General features: G+C 63.7%; 14 protein-coding genes. 4 read left to right on the top strand and 10 right to left on the bottom strand.

Annotated elements, in window-relative coordinates:
- The first annotated feature begins 2 nt into the window (after nucleotides 1–2).
- Together VGG51_11755 and VGG51_11750 are read left to right on the top strand one after the other, a co-directional pair.
- Entirely contained in the window at nucleotides 3–1820 is a 1818-nt protein-coding gene (locus VGG51_11755) for a TolC family protein (protein ID HEY1883703.1), read from the top strand.
- Nucleotides 1821–1832: 12 nt separating this feature from the next.
- Entirely contained in the window at nucleotides 1833–3644 is a 1812-nt protein-coding gene (locus tag VGG51_11750; protein HEY1883702.1) for a TolC family protein, read from the top strand.
- 4 nt (nucleotides 3645–3648) lie between these two features.
- On the opposite strand, the gene VGG51_11745 is transcribed toward VGG51_11750, so the two are convergent.
- Genes VGG51_11745 through tkt form a run of 8 tightly spaced genes read right to left on the bottom strand, consistent with a single transcriptional unit; the run spans nucleotide 3649 to nucleotide 13886 of the window.
- Entirely contained in the window at nucleotides 3649–3891 is a 243-nt protein-coding gene (locus VGG51_11745; protein ID HEY1883701.1) for a hypothetical protein, read from the bottom strand.
- Nucleotides 3888–4973, bottom strand: a complete 1086-nt coding sequence (gene hpnI / locus VGG51_11740) for a bacteriohopanetetrol glucosamine biosynthesis glycosyltransferase HpnI (GenBank protein ID HEY1883700.1) — start codon at nucleotides 4971–4973, stop codon at nucleotides 3888–3890. The genes VGG51_11745 and hpnI overlap by 4 nt, the downstream gene beginning before the upstream one ends.
- Nucleotides 4967–5770 (bottom strand): hopanoid biosynthesis-associated protein HpnK, encoded by an 804-nt coding sequence (gene hpnK / locus VGG51_11735; protein HEY1883699.1) that lies wholly within the window; start codon nucleotides 5768–5770, stop codon nucleotides 4967–4969. Before hpnK ends, hpnI begins: the two co-directional genes overlap by 7 nt.
- Nucleotides 5771–5775: 5 nt before the next feature.
- Nucleotides 5776–6510: a 6-phosphogluconolactonase gene (pgl, locus tag VGG51_11730; protein HEY1883698.1), complete on the bottom strand. Its 735-nt coding sequence runs from the start codon at nucleotides 6508–6510 to the stop codon at nucleotides 5776–5778.
- Complete coding sequence (locus VGG51_11725; GenBank protein HEY1883697.1) at nucleotides 6507–7472, bottom strand: glucose-6-phosphate dehydrogenase assembly protein OpcA; 966 nt, start codon at nucleotides 7470–7472, stop codon at nucleotides 6507–6509. The genes pgl and VGG51_11725 overlap by 4 nt, the downstream gene beginning before the upstream one ends.
- Nucleotides 7469–9028 carry a glucose-6-phosphate dehydrogenase gene (gene zwf / locus VGG51_11720; GenBank protein HEY1883696.1) on the bottom strand — a complete coding sequence of 520 codons (1560 nt, stop codon included), beginning with the start codon at nucleotides 9026–9028 and terminating at the stop codon, nucleotides 7469–7471. Before zwf ends, VGG51_11725 begins: the two co-directional genes overlap by 4 nt.
- A gap of 4 nt (nucleotides 9029–9032) precedes the next feature.
- A complete protein-coding gene (locus VGG51_11715; GenBank protein ID HEY1883695.1) occupies nucleotides 9033–11873 on the bottom strand; it encodes a bifunctional transaldolase/phosoglucose isomerase in 2841 nt (946 codons plus the stop codon).
- Between the two features lie 9 nt (nucleotides 11874–11882).
- Complete coding sequence (tkt, locus tag VGG51_11710; protein ID HEY1883694.1) at nucleotides 11883–13886, bottom strand: transketolase; 2004 nt, start codon at nucleotides 13884–13886, stop codon at nucleotides 11883–11885.
- A gap of 76 nt (nucleotides 13887–13962) precedes the next feature.
- On the opposite strand from tkt, the gene VGG51_11705 reads away from it, so the two are divergent.
- Together VGG51_11705 and VGG51_11700 are read left to right on the top strand one after the other, a co-directional pair.
- Complete coding sequence (locus tag VGG51_11705; GenBank protein HEY1883693.1) at nucleotides 13963–14790, top strand: 2,3,4,5-tetrahydropyridine-2,6-dicarboxylate N-succinyltransferase; 828 nt, start codon at nucleotides 13963–13965, stop codon at nucleotides 14788–14790.
- A gap of 9 nt (nucleotides 14791–14799) precedes the next feature.
- A complete protein-coding gene (locus VGG51_11700) occupies nucleotides 14800–15930 on the top strand; it encodes a pyridoxal phosphate-dependent aminotransferase (protein HEY1883692.1) in 1131 nt (376 codons plus the stop codon).
- Nucleotides 15931–15940: 10 nt separating this feature from the next.
- On the opposite strand, the gene VGG51_11695 is transcribed toward VGG51_11700, so the two are convergent.
- Together VGG51_11695 and VGG51_11690 are read right to left on the bottom strand one after the other, a co-directional pair.
- Nucleotides 15941–16180 carry a hypothetical protein gene (locus VGG51_11695; protein HEY1883691.1) on the bottom strand — a complete coding sequence of 80 codons (240 nt, stop codon included), beginning with the start codon at nucleotides 16178–16180 and terminating at the stop codon, nucleotides 15941–15943.
- Nucleotides 16181–16269: 89 nt separating this feature from the next.
- Nucleotides 16270–16647, bottom strand: a 378-nt coding sequence (locus VGG51_11690) for an aldehyde dehydrogenase family protein (protein HEY1883690.1), incomplete at its 5' end; no start/stop codon positions are given.

The following is a 16647-nucleotide window of genomic DNA, read 5'->3' as shown; positions in this document are numbered from 1 at the left end:
CAATGCTTAGAACTCGCACGCTTTCCGCGGGAATCGCGCTGGCCGCGCTCGTTGCGGCCGTCGTGCCGGTGCAGCGGATTTCCGCCGAGCCCGACGACGCGCTGCCGGCCCGCGCGACAATTCCCACCGCGATGCCGACCGTGGCGATGCCGGTCGTGCCGAGCGTCGCGCCCGGATACGCGGCGCCGCAGGTCGCGCCCAGCGCCGCGCTGATCGTGGGCGTTACCCAGTCACGATTCGTCAATATTTCGCTGCAGGATGCGATCGCGATGTCGTTGCTCAAGAACCCCAACCTCGCGGTGTCGGCCTCGAACGTTAAGGTCGCACGTTACCAGATAACGCAGGCGAAGGGTCAATACGACGTTCAGCTCCACTTGGAACCCTCGTCGAGTTACTCGGTAACGCCGCCGGAGAACCTCTTCGAAGCCGGCCCCGGCGACGTCGGCAGATACACGCCCGGACCCGTTTTCACGACTGGTCCCGGAGATGTGATTCAACATCAATCGACGTTTCAATACGGCCTCGGAGGTCAGACCGAAAATGGTACGCAGTATCAAGCCGGAATCCAGCAGCAGCGTACCTACAACAACACGATCTTTGACGGATATAACCCGTATTACCTGGCGACTCTGAATCTCGGCGTAACGCAGCCGCTGCTCAAGAATGCAGGGATGAACGCCGGCAAGCGGCTGCTCAAGCTCGCGTTTATCAACCAAGACGCTACCTCTGCTCAGGCGCTAGTCGACTCATCGAACACCATTTCGCAGGTCCAAAACGCCTATTGGAATTTGGTCGCGGCTTGGCGAAACGTTGCAATCCAAGAGGAGGCGCTGCACCAAGCGGTGCTGCAGCGAGAGAGTACGACGCGGCTCGCGAAGCGAGGGGCAGTTGCGTCGATCGCCGTCGTCGAGTCGCAGACGCAGGTGGCGACCTTTCAGGACAACGTCTTCGCTGCACTTCAGACGGTTTCGCTGCTTCAGAATCAGTTAAAGAGCCTGATCGTTGCCGATCCGGGCGATCCGATCTGGCAAGCAAACCTCGTGCCGTCTTCGGCGGTCGCCGAGCTTCCGACCCCGGGAGACCTTGCCGCGATCGAGGCCGAGGCGCGCGTCAATCGTCCCGAGTATCGCCAAGCGGAGGATAAACGGCTCCAAGCCGACCTCGACCGAGCGTTCGCGAAAAACCAAATGCTTCCGCAGGCGGACGTGCAGGCGCTCTACCTGAGTAACGGTTTCGCCGGGCTCCTTGCACCTACGCCGGCCTTCCTGCTGGGTATCTGCGCGGACCAGCTGCCGGGCGTAACGGCCTGTCCAACGCCGCCGGCGAACACTCAAGGTAAGATGGCTTTCGCCTATCACAATATGTGGGCGGGCTACTTTCCGACTTTCAACATCGCGTTGGTCGTGAATTATCCGATCCAAAACCGGTACGCACGTGGTCTGCAGGGCGCGGCTGCCGAGGAGACGCGGCAGGCGTCCCTGCTGCTGCAAGGCGTCGAGGAGCGAATCGGCGTCGAGGCGCGCAACGCACTGCAACGCTATCAGTCATCTCTGAGCCGTCTCTCCGCGGCGCGCAGCGCGCGCGAGTCTGCGGAAGCCGTATATGCAAGTGAGGTCCGCAAGTTCCACAATGGTGAGTCGACGACGTTCCTGGTCCTGCAGCGGCAGGTACAGTTGGCTCAAGCTCGGGGACTCGAACTCCGTGCTCAGACGGATCTTAACGAATCGGTTGCCGAGCTCCAGCGTGTCGAAGGAACCACATTCAAGATCAACGGTGTGAATCTTCAAACGCTCGGCACGCAAGCGCTGCCGCAGAACTAGGATCGCCATCGCGTGAGAGCTCCCAAGCTTCCCGTATTGGTGGCGGGCGTGGCGGTCTTCGTGGCCACACTCCCAGTAGTCCGTACGTCGGCACAGACGGCCGTACCGGCCGTTGCGCCCACGTATCGTGCTCCGGCAACGCAGCCGAGCGCCGAGATCGTCGGCGTCGCTGCGAAGCCGTTCGTTAGTATAACCCTGCAGGACGCCATTACGATGGCGATTTTGCAGAACCCGAACCTTGCCGTTTCGGCCTCGAACTACAAGATTGCACGGTACGTCATCGCCCAGACGAAAGGCGCTTTTGACGTTCAACTCCATCTCCAGCCTTCGTCGAACTTTTCGGATGAGCCGCCGGAGAACATCTTCTTCGCCGGGCCAGGCGGCTTCGGCTACTATCGATGCTTTTTCTTCGGAAGGACCTATACGTGCGGCACGAACGGTCCCGGAGACATTCTCCAGCACCAGTACAACTTTCAGGGCGGCGTCCAAGGGCAAACGGTCAACGGAATGTTGTGGAGCGCCGGCATCACGCGTACGCGAACCTACAATAACACCATTATCAACTCGTTTAATCCATACTATCAGTCCTCTCTCAATTTATCCGTGACGCAGCCGCTGCTTAAGGACCTCGGCATGAATGCGGCAAAGCGGGAGTTGAAGTTGTCGCTGATCAACGCCGACGCGTCTGCCGCGCAAACGCTCGTCGACACGTCGAACCTCATCAATCAAGTCGAGGACTCCTACTGGGATCTGGTGGCGGCTTGGCGTAACGTCGCCATTCAGGAAGAGGCGCTGCAGGAAGCGATCTTGCAAGAGCGCAGCGTCGTGCGTCTTGCGCGAAGAGGTGCTGCGGCCCCGATCGAAGCGACCGAGGTCCAAACGCAGGTCGCAAATTTTCAGGACGCCGTTTTCGCCTCCTTGCGTACCGTTTCCGACACGCAGAATCAACTCAAAGGCCTGATCGTAGCCAATCCAAAGGATCAGATCTGGAGCGCGAATCTGGTTCCGTCGTCGCCGGTTCAGCAGCTGCCATCGGCGGGAGAGCTTTCGCAGATTATTGCGCTCGGCGAACAGAACCGCCCGGAGATGCGCGCCGCGCAGGATCGCCGCCGGCAAGCCGATCTCGATCGCGCGTACGCAAAGAATCAAATGCTGCCCCAGGCGAATTTGTTCGTCCAACTGCAAAGCAACGGCTTTGCAGGCGTTCTGGCACCCGTTCCCAACTTCGAGGCAGAGTCGTGCAGCTTCATCCCGAATGACATGTGCCCGACGCCGCCGCCGGAGACACAAGGCAAGATGGGCAAGGCGACGGCCAATATGTGGGCGTTTCGTTACCCAGCCTTTAATCTTGCGTTGACGGTTAACTTTCCGCTTCAGAACGACTTTGCCCGGGGCTTGAAGCGGTCTGCGGAACAAGAGCAGCACCAGGCAGCGATCGGCATTCAAGGTGTGGAAGAACGCATTACGGTCGAGGCACGCAACGGGCTGCAAACCTACCAGTCGGCGCTCTCGCGCCTTTATGCGGCGCGGACGTCGCGAGAATCCGCCGAGTCGGTTTATGCCAGTGAGGTTCGCAAGTTCCATGCCGGGGAGTCGACGACGTTCCTCGTCCTGCAGCGGCAGACCGAACTCGCGCAAGCTCGCGGCCGGGAGCTGCAAGCACAGACCGATCTCAACAAGGCGGTCATCGAACTGCAGCGCGTTCAAGGGACGATTTTGGCGACCAACAACGTCGATCTTCAGACGATCGGAACGAAGGCGCTCGCCAGTGCCTCGCCCGTTCCGATGCCAAGTCCGAGCCCGAGCCCAACCTCGAAGGGCTGACCCGCTATCGCTTGGGGGAGCTCGAGATCATCCCCAGGCCCAGCACGAAGATGAAGCCGAGGATGAAGATCACGACGGCGATCGGGCCGGTATGGATGTACGCGCCGATCGACCACGCGACGACGAGCAGTCCGTAGAGCACGATCAGCAGAAACCGGAACGGCCACGGCACTTCTCTGGTCTGGGCGAAGACTTGCCAACAGACGGCGACGCCGCCGACGATGACGATCGGAACGACCATGTTCATCGGAAGCTCCGCCGGCGGCCGAAGAAGCTCGCCGCCCAGACGCCCAGGCTCAAGAAATCGCGCAGGGGGATCAGCAAAACGTCGTCGCGGCTCTTGACGCCCAGCGCGTGACGGGCGAGATAGTGCAGCGTGACGCGCAGCACGACGATTGCAGCGAGCAGCGGCAGACCGATCGCCGCGTTACGCGTGACCGCGAGGTAGATGATCGCCAGCGGCAGCCCGTAGGCGAGAAACGAGAAGAGATAACCGGCGGGCGCGATCTCGAAGCCGTTGCGCGCCCAGCGCAGCTCGTGCGAGAAGAGCTCGACTAGTCTGGTCTCCGGGATCGTCGTGGCGACGACGTATCGCGAAAGCTCGACAGCACGCCCTTGCTTCGTCACCAATTGGCCCAGCTCGTGATCGTCGGCAAACGTGTGCCCGAGGGCCGCTAGGCCGCCGAACGCTTCGAGTACGCTGCGGCGGACCGCCATCGTCGCGCCCAAGCAGAAGCGCAGCTCCCCGATCGCCAGTGCCACGAGCACCGACGGAGCGAAGCCGTCGTCGATTCCAAGCGCTCCCAGCCGCGAGACGATCGTATCGCTCGGGCTCCCCGAGTAGAGGCAGGTGACCGCCCCCACCTTCGCGCTTTCGAACGATGAAGCCAGCGCGCGTAAATAGTCGTGCCCGACGCGTATATCGCTGTCGGCGATGACGATGACGTCGCTGCGTGCGGCAACGCCCGGCTTCGCAATATTTGCGATTTTGGGATTCATCAAATCGGCGTTCTCACCGAGCGCGATTTGCGCGTGGCAGTTTGGGAATTCGCGCATGATGCGCTCCACGACCTCCAACGCGGGGTCATTCTCCGCGTGCAGGCAGAAGACGACCTCGTAAAATCCCGGATAGTCCTGATCGCAGAACGAGGCCAGGTTCTCGTGCAGGTCCGGCTCGAGCCCGGCGATCGGCTTCAGAATCGTGAAAGTCGGAAGAAATTCACAGGAAAACGTTAACGGGCGCCGCGCGAACGCGACCAGGCGGCGGCACGCGGTTGCGAGGTAGATCGCCGCGATTCCGGTTGCCGGCAAAAAGATGAAGCCTAGCACGCCAGCTCGCCGTAGGTGACGCTCTCGATTGCGCCGCGCTCGATCGCCGAACGTACGGCCGGGCTCTGGAGCGCCGCAAGCTCCCCCGACCAGTGGAAGCTTTCCGTTCCCGCATCGGCGCCGGCAAACGCCCCGACCGCCGGGTGGAAGAAGATCTCGGTGACGCCGTCGGGCAGCTCGCGCAGGATCTGCAAGACCCGCTCTTCGGTCAGCCCGCCGGCCTCGGTCACGCCGAAGGCGTAATCGTTACAGATAAGGCCGGCGCGCGCGGCCTTCGCCCGCATCAGCGCCAGCCACGGGGCGATGCTGCGCGTGCGGCCGCCCGGCTCGCGCGGAATGCGGACCGCGCGCAGACCGTATTCACGGCCGATGCGGACGATCAGACCGAATATCGTCGGGTGAACGTGCATGTGCGATTGCGCGTCGGCGTGGTCGAGCGCGAGGCCCGTCTGCGCGAACCGTTCGAACTGCGCGCGAATCTCTGCCGAAAGCTGCGCGCGTATTCCGGGACGAAAGAAAAAACGAACTCCGGCCTTGACCAGGTCGGTTTGAAAGTCGCCGCGCTCGTCGACGAGATCGGGTATTTTGCTCGCCGGCAAGACCGGGCGGCCGTGGACGAGGACGACGTGAAGGCCCACTGCAAGGCGCGGCATCGTGCGGGCGCGCTCGATGGCGTCGACGCTGGCCGGCGCGCCGACCATCAGGCTCGCGGCCCGCAGGACGCCGTTGCGATGCGCGCGCTCCACCGCTTCATTGACCTCCGGCGCGGCTCCGAAATCGTCGGCCGTGAGGATCACCCGCTTCAAATATGAAGCAGGCTCGCGGCGGCCTCGTCGACCAGCCACGTCAACCCGCCCGAGGCGGGCGAGACGATCTGCGCGGGATATTTGATCGGGTCGCGCGGCCCTTCGTAAACGGCCGCCAGCACCGGCGCTTTGGCGATACCCTCGACCGCAAAAACGACCCGCTGCGCTGCGTTGATGACGGCCGGCGTGACCGTGACGCGCCACATCTGCTGTGCTTGGGCGTAGACCGCACGCACGAGCGCTCCGTCGTCGAGGTCGGGGTCCGATCCCGGAAAGAGCGAGGCGGTGTGTCCGTCCTCACCGAGTCCCAGCAGTATGAGGTCGAGCTGCGGGGCGCTCCCGAAATTGGCGCGCAGCGTGGAGGCGTACTCGTTGGCGGCCAGCCCCGGGTCGATCTCACCGCGGATGCGGTGAACGTTGCCGTGCGGAATCGGCACCGCGTCGAGGAACGCGCGTTCCGCCATCCGGTAGTTCGAGCGTTCGTCGTCCGGCGGCACGCAGCGTTCGTCGCCGAAGTAAACGGAGACCCTGTCCCAGGGTACGGCCTTGCACAGGGCGTTGCCTGCGAGCAGCTCGTACGCAGCCTTGGGCGTGCTGCCGCCGGAGAGTGCGATAAGAAACCCGCCACGATTAGCGACGGCCGTGTTTGCGCTTGTAACGATGAGATTTGCCAGCGTCTGCGCGAGATCGGCGCTATCGGCGCAGACTTGAAGATCGCCTCGTTCGCTCATGCCTGCGGGCTTCGACGCGCGAGGATTTCACCCGCTGCTGCAAGCGCGTCTTGGAAGACACGATCGTTATGCCCCCAGAGAATCGCGCGCTCCACGAGGGCCGCGATTCCCGGATTGTTGACGGCACGGTAACGCGGTTGTCCCCCGTGCCCGCTGACGCTCAGCGAGATCGTCTCGCCCCGCGGGTCGACCTCCGCGACAAAAGTCGCACGTTGCGCGGTAAGCGCGACGCGCTGAATTCGGCGCGGCTCGCCTTGACGCACGATCGCGAACTCGATGCGATTTCCGGCCTCGTCGATCAGACCGCCGCGGTTCTCCGGCCGCCACCGCAAACGGCTTGCCAGCCAGCCCAGCAGATAGAAACCTTCTGGATCCGAGCCGCATGCGATCTCGACGCGCCGCACCTCCGCCAACTCCTCGACGCGGCCGTCGAAAAAGATCGCGACGCTCTCTTGCCACGGCGCGAGCCGCAAGTAGGCGATGTCGGCGAGCGCGAGTTCGGGGTGCCGCTGCGAGTACGCGGCCAGCTCGCCCAACGACTCTCCGCCTTCGTGCACGAGCGAACTGTTGTAGACGATGGTCTGCGCCTCGGGTGAAAGTTCGCAGAAGCGGTCGTCGTCGCCGATGCCCGGAGCGATCCACAGCAAGATGACCGGCGCCTCTTGCAGCCGCAACGCGGCAACCGCCGAGCGGACCACCTCTGCGTCCGCCGACTTGACGCCCAGCTCGATCCAGTCTCCGTGCTCCACGCGCTGCACCGTCTGCGCCGCGGCTGCGTCGAGCACGATGACGCGCGACGGATGCTTCGACGCGAGCGCGTGAATGCGGTCGCGCGCTAACGAGCCGATCGTCGCGTCTTCAAAGAAGACGACGATCGTCATCGTGGCTGCGCTGGCTTCGTTGCCGCGCTCGCGGTGAAGCTGCGTGAGTTCGTCGAGGATCGTCTGGACGGCCAGCGTCACAGCCGGCGCCAATCCCCGAACAGCTCGTGCGCGCTGGGCGGTCCTTGGCTGCCGGCCGCGTAGTTCGGAAACGAGAAGTCTTTGGTGTTGTGCCAGACGTCGAGGATCGGGGTAACGATCTCCCAAGCGCGCTCGACGGCATCCCAGCGCGTGAAAAGCGTTTGGTCGCCCTGGATTGCGTCGCCGATGAGCCGCTCGTACGCGGGCGGCGACTCCACGCCAAAGCCGGTGCCATAACTGAAATCCATGTAGACGCTGCGGATGTGTTCCTTCGGCCCCGGAACCTTCGCCTCGAAACGCATCGAGATGCCTTCGTCCGGTTCGATTTTGATGACCAGCACGTTCGGTTCGATGTGGTCGGTCGACTCGCCGTAAAAACGATGCGGAATCGGGCGGAACGTGACGGCGATCTCGGCGACTTTGCGCGGCAAGCGTTTGCCGGAGCGCAGATAGAACGGCACGCCCGCCCAGCGCCAGTTCTCGACGAAGAGCTTCACCGCCGCGAACGTGTCCGTATTGGAGTCGGGGGAAACGTCGGATTCTTGCCGGTAGCCCTTGACGGGCACCCCGTCGATCGCGCCGGGGCCGTACTGGCCGCGTGCCGAGACCGACCAAACGTCCTTGTGCGCCGGCGGCTGAATTGCCGAGAGCACCTTATACTTTTCGTTGCGGATGTCGTCGGCGTGCGCGCTGATCGGCGGCTCCATCGCGACGAGGGCCAACAGGTTGATGACGTGATTTTGAATCATGTCGCGCAGCGCGCCGGCGCTCTCGTAGTAGCCGCCGCGCTGTTCCACCCCGAGTGACTCGGCCGACGTGATCTGCACGTTTGCTACGTAGTTTCGGTTCCAGATCGGTTCGAAGATCGTGTTCGCGAAGCGCAGTGCGATGATGTCCTGCACCGGCTCCTTGCCGAGATAGTGGTCGATGCGGTAAATCTCGTTCTCGGGAAAGACCGACTCGATTGCCTTCTGCAGTCTCCGCGCCGATTCGAGGTCCGTGCCGAACGGCTTCTCGACGACGACGCGCGTCCAGCCGACATCGTTCTTGTCGAGGCCGGCCTCTTTAAGGTGCTTGATGATCTCGGGAAAGACCGGCGGCGGCGTCGCAAGATAGAACAGGTGGTTGCCCGCCGTCGCGAAGTCTTTGTCGTTCTGGGCGAGGCGCTCCTTGAGTATGACGAAATGGCGCTTGTCGTTGAAATCGGCAGTGACGTAGCCGATCCGTTTGGCGAAGTCATCCCAGATCGGGCCCTGCGGCTTCTGGCCCTCGGGCATGAACTCGTCGAGCTGCTCTTTACAGTATTGCCGGAAGCCGTCGTCGTCGTACGGGGTTCGCGCAAAACCGAGCAGCGCGAAATCGCTGGGCAGCGTGCCGCCCAGCCGCATCGCGTAGACGGCCGGCAGCAGCATGCGCTTGAACAGATCGCCGCTCGCGCCGAAAAAGACGGCGGTGCATGGGTTGGTAATCCGCTCGTCCGGCAATCCGGCGCGTAAGGGATTGGCCGCGGCACCGTCGACGGTAACCGGCGCGGTTACGGCGATATCGTCGGGCATAACCCTAGACGCGCGCCGCTAGGGCTTCGTCCGCCGCCGCGACGAGGGCGCGCAGCGCGGGCTCGACCGTGCCCTTGAGATGCACCCGCACGCCGCGCCGGTTGCGCTTGTCCAGCGACATCCAGTCGCCGAGTGCTTGCGCGGCGAGCAGCGTCCGGAAGCCGACTTTCATTCCCGGGATCGCCGGATCGTCGGGATCGTCGGCCGTGATCTGCAGCACGACGCACGTATCCGGACCGCCTTTGTGGAGTTGTCCGGTCGAATGGAGGAAGCGTGGGCCGAATCCGACCGTCGTTGCGACGTGCGCGGCATTACGAATCTTCAGCCGAAGCTCTTGCAGCAGTTCGGCGTGGGTCGCGTTGCGCGCGATGTACGCGGTGATTGCGTTGTAGTCGTGCGGGCGAAGCTGCGCAAAGAGCTCGGCCAGCGCCTGCGTGGGGTTTTGCGCCGAGATCGATGTGCTGCCGGAGAGATAGGTGATGTCGAAGTTTTCGCCTTCGACGTTTGGCTTCGGCTCTTCGAACTTGCCGTTGCGCGCGTACTCTTCTAAGAGCGCGACGGTGTTATCTTTCGACTCCTGGACGTTGGGCTGGTCGAATGCGTTGATCTCCAGAATGACGCCCGCGGCGGCAACGGCGATCTCCCATAGGTAGAACTGTTCGCCGACGTCGTACGGGTCGTTCATCGCCAAGCGAACGACGGGGTGCCCCGCGGCTTCGAGCGCCTTGAGTTTTCCCTCGGTATCGGGATCCGGGTCGGGGAGGTTCGAGCCGACGTAGGCGAAGACACGATCGTCGGAGTAGACGGAGGGCTCGCCCAGCGGCTCGCCTTCGATGGGCACGATTCCGCGCCCGAGTTTCCCGGTCGATTCCGCGACCAGCTGTTCGGCCCACGCTCCGAAGGCCTTCACCGCCGGGTGCGTGACGATCGTCAGCTTGTCGCGTCCGTTCTTAGCCGCTCCGCCGATGCTCGCGCCGAAGCGCACGCCCGGTGCGCTGTGCGGCTCGACCGTGCGATCGTCGGCGTGCATCGCGCCGAGCGCCCGATCGAGCAGCAGGTTGATGTTGAATCCGGCGATCGCCGACGGCGCGATGCCGACGAACGAGAGCGCCGAGTAGCGGCCGCCAATGTTCGGATCGTTCTCGAAATCGGCGCGGAAGCCGACCTCGCGCGCCTCCTTGTCGAGCGTCGTACCGGGATCGGTGATCGCCGCGAAGTTGCGCCCGGCCGAACTCGCCCCGACCTGCTTTGCCACCTTGTCGTGGAAGTAGGCGTAGAAGGCGTTGGGCTCGGTCGTCGTGCCGCTTTTGCTCGAAATGATGAAGAGCGTCCGCGCGAGCGGGATCTTCTCTTCGAGCTCTTTGATCTGCTGCGGGCAGGTCGAGTCGAGCACGTAGAGCTTCGGGGACCCTGGGGTATCTCCGAACGTATCGGCGAGGATATCCGGCGCGAGCGAGCTCCCGCCCATGCCGCAGACGACTGCGGCGTCGAACTGATCCTTGCTGTCGCGCGCGAACTTGCGCAGCCCCGGAACCTCCTCGAGCATGTGCTGCTGGATATCCAGCCATCCAAGCGACTTTTTGATGACGGCGACGTCTTCCGGCTTCGACGACCACAGCGTCGCGTCGTGTGCCCAGAGGCGCTTCAGGTAGTCGGCCGAAGCGAGCCGGTCGATGGCTGCATCGTAGCTCGCCGCAGACGGGCCCATCGCGATCATCACGCGCTGCGCGCCGCCCGACTCCAGCAGCTTCTGTTTGTAGACGATCGCACCGATCAGCGCCGCGAACGAGTCTGAGAAGAGCGTAACGCCCTCGACCTGCAAATCGTGGGTGACCTCGAAGAGCGAGATCTTCGCGTCTTGCAGCGCTCGCATCACGTCGCGCGCGCCCGCGAGGTCGCTCTCGACGGTATCGGCGACGATCGTGCCGTGATCGAGCAGCGCGTCGAGGGTCGCCGGCGGCATCGTGTTCACCGTCTCGGGACCGACGACGCTCTCGACGTACATTAGGTCCGGATAGTGCGGGTTTTTCGTCGAGGTCGAAGCCCAAAGCGGGCGCTGCGCCGCCGCGCCTTTGGCGCGCAGCGGGGCGAATTCCTCACCAGAAAAGATCTCTTTGAATTGCTGATAGGTGAGCTTCAGGTTCGCAATACCGGTCTTTCCGAGCAGGTTGTCGAGCTTTTCGCCCTTGGCGATCCTGTCTTGCAGCAGCTTGTCGACGGCGGTATCGATCCGGCTGACAAAGACCGAGTTGACGGAACGGATGCGGTCGACGGGCTTCCCCTCGATCGCGCGGCGCTGCAGCCCCTTCACGTAGGCCATCGCCGCTTTTTCGTACATCTCGATCGAGAAGATCAGCGTTACGTTGATGTTGTACCCGCGATAGATCGACTCTTCGATCGCCGGGATACCGGCGCGCGTGCCGGGGATCTTGATCATGACGTTGGGCCGGTCGACGCGGTTCCAGAGCTCTTCGACCATGGCGATCGTGCCGGCCGTGTCGTTGGCCAGCAGCGGTGAGACCTCGAGGCTAACGAAGCCGTCGTTGCCGCCCGACGATTCGTGCACGCCGGAGAAGGCGTCGCAGGCGGCTTGAATATCTTGGATCGCGAGATCCCAGAAGAGGGCGTCGGCATTCTTCTCCGAGCCGATCAGCGCAGCGAGCTGCTCGTCGTAATCGTTGCCGGCGCCGATCGCTTTTTCAAAGATCGTCGGGTTGCTCGTCATTCCGCGCAGTCCCTGATCGATGAGACGCTTGAGCTCGCCCGATGCGAACATGCTTCGGCGAAGGTTGTCGAGCCAGACGCTTTGCCCGTCGTCGAGCAGTTGCTGGATTTGGTTCTTCATCGGTCTCTCCTAACGGGCGGCGAATGCAAAATGTTCGAGGGCGACGTTCGCAAGATTCTCGGGTGTAAATCCGTATGCTTTGGCGATCTCAGCCATCGGCGCCGACGCGCCGAAGCGGTCGATGCCGAAGGCGTAGCCGCGGTCTCCCACATACTTTGACCACCCCAGCGTCGCCGCGGCTTCAACCGAGATCCGGGCGTCGACCGACGGCGGCAGTACGCTGTCGCGATAGGCCTGCGGCTGGGCGTCGAAGAGCTCCCAGCACGGCATCGAAACCACGCGGGTTCGGACGCCCTTCCCTTCGAGAATCTTCTTCGCGTCCATGGCAAGCGAGACTTCCGAGCCCGTCGCGATCTCAATCAGGTCCGGTTTGCCGCCCAGCGCGTCGGAAAGCACGTAGGCGCCGCGGCTGACCGCGGCGTCGCGCTCGCCGAGGAACGGCACCTTCTGGCGGGTTAATACGAGCACCCAGGGAGCACCCTTGCGTGCAAGCGCGAGCTTCCAGGCCTCGAGGGTCTCGAGCGAGTCGGCCGGCCGTACGACGTAGCAGTTGGGGGTCGCCCGCAGTGTGGCAAGTTGTTCGATCGGCTCGTGCGTCGGGCCGTCCTCGCCGAGAAAGACGGAATCGTGGGTAAAGACGTAGATCGTGTGAATGCCGGTAATGCAGCCCAACCGCAACGCCGGCTTCAAGTAGTCCACGAAGTTGAAGAACGTCGCCGCAAACGGCAGCAGTCCCCCATGAAGCGCGATGCCGTTGCTGGCCGCAGCCATGACGTGCTCGCGCACGCCGTAGTGAATGTTACGCCCGGCGTAGTTGCCCGGCTCGAAGTCGCCGCAGTTCTTGAGATAGGTCTTCGTCGACGGGTCGAGGTCAGCCGAACCTCCGACGAGTTCCGGAACGCTGAGGGCGACGGCGTTCATCACCGTACCGCCGGCGTCGCGCGTCGCGACGGCGCCGTTTTCGGCGTTGAACGTCGGCCAGGGCAGATCGGCCGGGAGGTCGCCACGCAATGCGCGCTCGAGCTGTTGACCCAGATCGGTGTTGGCGGTCTTCCAGGCATCGAACGTCACCCGCCACCGGGCTTCCAGCTCGTCGCCCTTGGCGCCGGTCTCACGGAAAAACTTCAACACGTCGTCGGGAACGTAGAAGTCCGGCTCGAGCGGCCAGCCCAGTTCCTCCTTTGATTTGCGAACGTTTTCGGGGCCGAGGGCCTCGCCGTGCGCCAGGTAGTTATCTTGGCGCGGGGAGCCGTAGCCGATATGGGTGCGCACCGCGATAAACGACGGCCGATCGGTGACGTTCTTGGCAACCGTGATCGCCTGGTCGATCGTCGCGACGTCGTTGCCCTTGTCGATGCCGACGATCTGCGTGTGCCAGCCGCTCGCGTCGAAGCGCGCGAGCGAATCGTCGGTGAGCGTGATGTCGGTAGGGCCGGCGAGCGAGACGTGGTTGTCGTCGTAGAAGACGATCAGCTTGCCGAGTTTGAGATGGCCGGCGAGCGAGACCGCTTCTTGGCTGATGCCCTCCATCAGGTCGCCGTCGCCGCAGATGCAGTACGTAAAGTGGTCGACGATGGCTTGATCGTCCCGGTTGTAGACGGCGCCCATGTGCGCTTCTGCGATCGCCATGCCGACCGCGTCGCCGAGGCCCTGACCCAACGGCCCGGTCGTCGCTTCGACGCCGGGAGTTCGTTCGGCTTCGGGATGCCCCGGCGTCTTGCTGCCGAGCTGGCGGAAGTGCTTGATGTCGTCGAGCGTCAGGTCGTAGCCGGTGAGGTACAGCAGCGCGTAGAGCAGCATCGAGCCGTGACCGGCGGAGAGTACGAAGCGGTCGCGATTGAGCCAGTGCGGGTCTTTCGGATTGAAATGCAGATGGCGCGTCCAGAGCGTATACGCCATCGCCGCGGCTCCCATCGGCATGCCCGGGTGGCCGGAGTTTGCTTTCTGTACGGCGTCAACGGCCAGAAAGCGGATGGTGTTGATTCGTTGCTCGTCGGCGGGCGAGTTCGGCACGAAATCTCCTTTCCCACGGTGGGGCTATGATAATGCGCGGCGGGGGCGCGCTTCCCTGGTGCCGTAGCACCGTCGGGTGACGACCGACGAACTCCAATCGCGGATCGAGGCGCTGGCGCGCGGGGACGGCGACGTGCGCGGCCGCGAGGGGCGCGCCGTCGATCGGGTCATCGAGTTGCTCGACGAGGGCGAGCTGCGCGTCGCCGAGCCGCGTGACGGCGATTGGGTAACGCACGCATGGCTTAAGCGAGCAATTCTGCTCTACTTTGCTCGACGGGGGGTGGAGTGGATCGGCAATCGCGATCGGGATGCGCTCATCTACTACGATAAGCTTCCCGTCAAACGGAATTATAAGCGGCTCGGGGTGCGCTGCGTTCCCCCGGGGGTCGCGCGCTACGGCAGCTTTCTCGGACGCAGCGTGATCTTGATGCCGGGCTACGTCAACATCGGCGCGTACGTCGACGCCGGCAGCATGATCGACACCTGGGCGACGGTCGGATCGTGCGCGCAGATCGGCAAGCGGGTACACCTCTCGGGCGGTGTGGGAATCGGCGGCGTGCTCGAGCCGCCCCAAGCCGCCCCGGTGATCGTCGAGGACGGTGCCTTCATCGGCTCGCGCTGCGTCGTGGTCGAAGGCGTGCGCGTGGAGCGCGAGGCGGTCCTCGGCGCCGGCGTCGTGCTGACGGCCAGCACGCCGATCGTCGACGTGCGTCAACCCGAGCCGGTTCGCAGCAAGGGAGTCGTTCCCGCACGCGCCGTCATGATTCCCGGGACGCTCCCAAAGCAGTTTCCCGCCGGTGAGTACGGGACGCCCTGCGCGCTGATCGTCGGGACGCGCAACGAATCGACCGATTTGAAAACCTCGCTTAACGCAGCGCTGCGCGAGTACGAGCTCGCCGTCTGAGGATAGGCTGTGAACCCGCGCGTCGCTGAAATTTCCGCCTCGCTCATTCGCGAGATTGCCGCGAAGAAGCGGACGAGCTCGATCGATCTCGGCTTAGGCGAGCCCACGATCATGCCGAGGATGGATCACTTTCACCTGGCGATCGACCGCGTCCGGGAAGCGGGCGTGAAGTACACGCCCAACGCCGGCGATCCCGCCTTGCGCGAAGCGATCGCGCGGCACTACGCGTATCCGGAGATGGACCGTCGCGAAAACGTCTGCGTCACGATCGGCTCCCAAGAGGCGATGTACGCAACGCTGAAGACGCTCCTCGACCCGAGCCGTGACGAGCTGCTCGTCGTCGGGCCGGCCTTCCCGTCCTACGTGAAGATGGCGACGCTCGAAGGCGTGCCCGTTCGCACGGCGACGCTGCGCGAGGATGAAGATTTTGCGTTCGATCCGGAGGCGATCTTCGCCGCGGTCGGCGAGCGCACGCGGGCAATCGTGATCTGCTCCCCCTGCAATCCAACGGCGCGCCTCATCTCGGGCCGGTCGGCGAAGGCGTTGAGCGCCCGGCTCGAGCGCAGCGGGATCTGGCTGATCCACGACGAGATCTACCGCGAACAGATCTTCGTCGAGAACGCCGCGGACCTCGCACAGATCTACCCCCAGACGATCGTCGTGAACTCGTTGAGCAAGAGTAATTCGATGACGGGCCTGCGCTTGGGGTGGATCCTCGGACCGGCCGATTTTATCGAAGCCGCGACCAAAGTTCACGCGTGGCTGGCCTCGTGTGCAGACACGTTCTCACAGTACGTTGCGCTCGACGTCTTTTCGGCGCGCGGCAATCTCTCCGAGTTCACGCCGTGGTACCGCGAGCAGCGCGACCGGGTCGTTGCGGCACTCCAAGAGAGCGGTCTGCGTTTCATCGAGCCGGAGGGGAGCTTTTACGCGTGCGTTCGCCTTCCCGGAGACACGTCGTCGCTCGAGGCTGCAAACGAGCTCATCGAGCGTTTCGACGTTGTGACGATTCCCGGGATCGCCTTCGGTAAAGAGATGGAGAGCTGGCTGCGCCTGAGCTGGGTTTCACCGATCGAGCGCGTGCGCGACGGGATCGGGCGAATCGCGGAGTACTGCGCGCAGCGAGCCCCGGCCGGGTAGCGGCGCGAACCTAGGTCTCGTCGCGGACGTGACGCTTCGCGGCGTCGATCTCCGCTTGCGTGCGGTGCTTGGTTTCGTTGAGTACCGAGCCCGCTTTCTCCGAAGGCGTCATCTCGTTACCGAGAGTTTCACGTTTCGATTTTTCGACGTCGGCAACCGAGCGATGCCGCGCTTCGTGCGTTGCGTCGCGTACGTCGTCGACGACGTGCTTAACGGCGTCTGCCGCTTTATCAACCGTGTCTTTGCTCATCCTACGCCTATACCCGCGCTCAACGCGCGTTAATCGAGCGCACGCTTTCGCGAGGCCGGCCGTGGGACGTTAACGCGTCGCGTGCGGAGTTACGGTCCGATCCAAACGGTCTGGACGTTGACGAACTCGTGGATTCCGAAAGCGGAGAGCTCGCGGCCGTAGCCGCTCTTTTTGATGCCGCCGAACGGCAGGCGAGGATCGCTTGTTACCATCCCGTTGATGAAGACGCTGCCCGCTTCCATCCGGGCGGCGAGCTGCTCGGCGAGTGCGACGTCGCGCGACCAGATGTTCGCGCCCAACCCAAAGCGCGAGTCGTTTGCCAGCGAGATCGCGCGCTCGCGGCCGCTCGCGCGAATCACGGCGGCCGCCGGCCCGAAGACCTCTTCCTCGAACATCGCCATTCCGGGCTCGACGTCCGAAACGACGGTCGGTTCGTAGAAAAAGCCGCGCCGCTCAACAAACTTGCC

The sequence above is a fragment of the Candidatus Cybelea sp. genome, assembly GCA_036489315.1.
Lineage (GTDB): Bacteria > Vulcanimicrobiota > Vulcanimicrobiia > Vulcanimicrobiales > Vulcanimicrobiaceae > Cybelea.
Note: the sequence above shows the minus strand (reverse complement) of the source record. Positions and strands in the feature narration are given on the sequence as shown.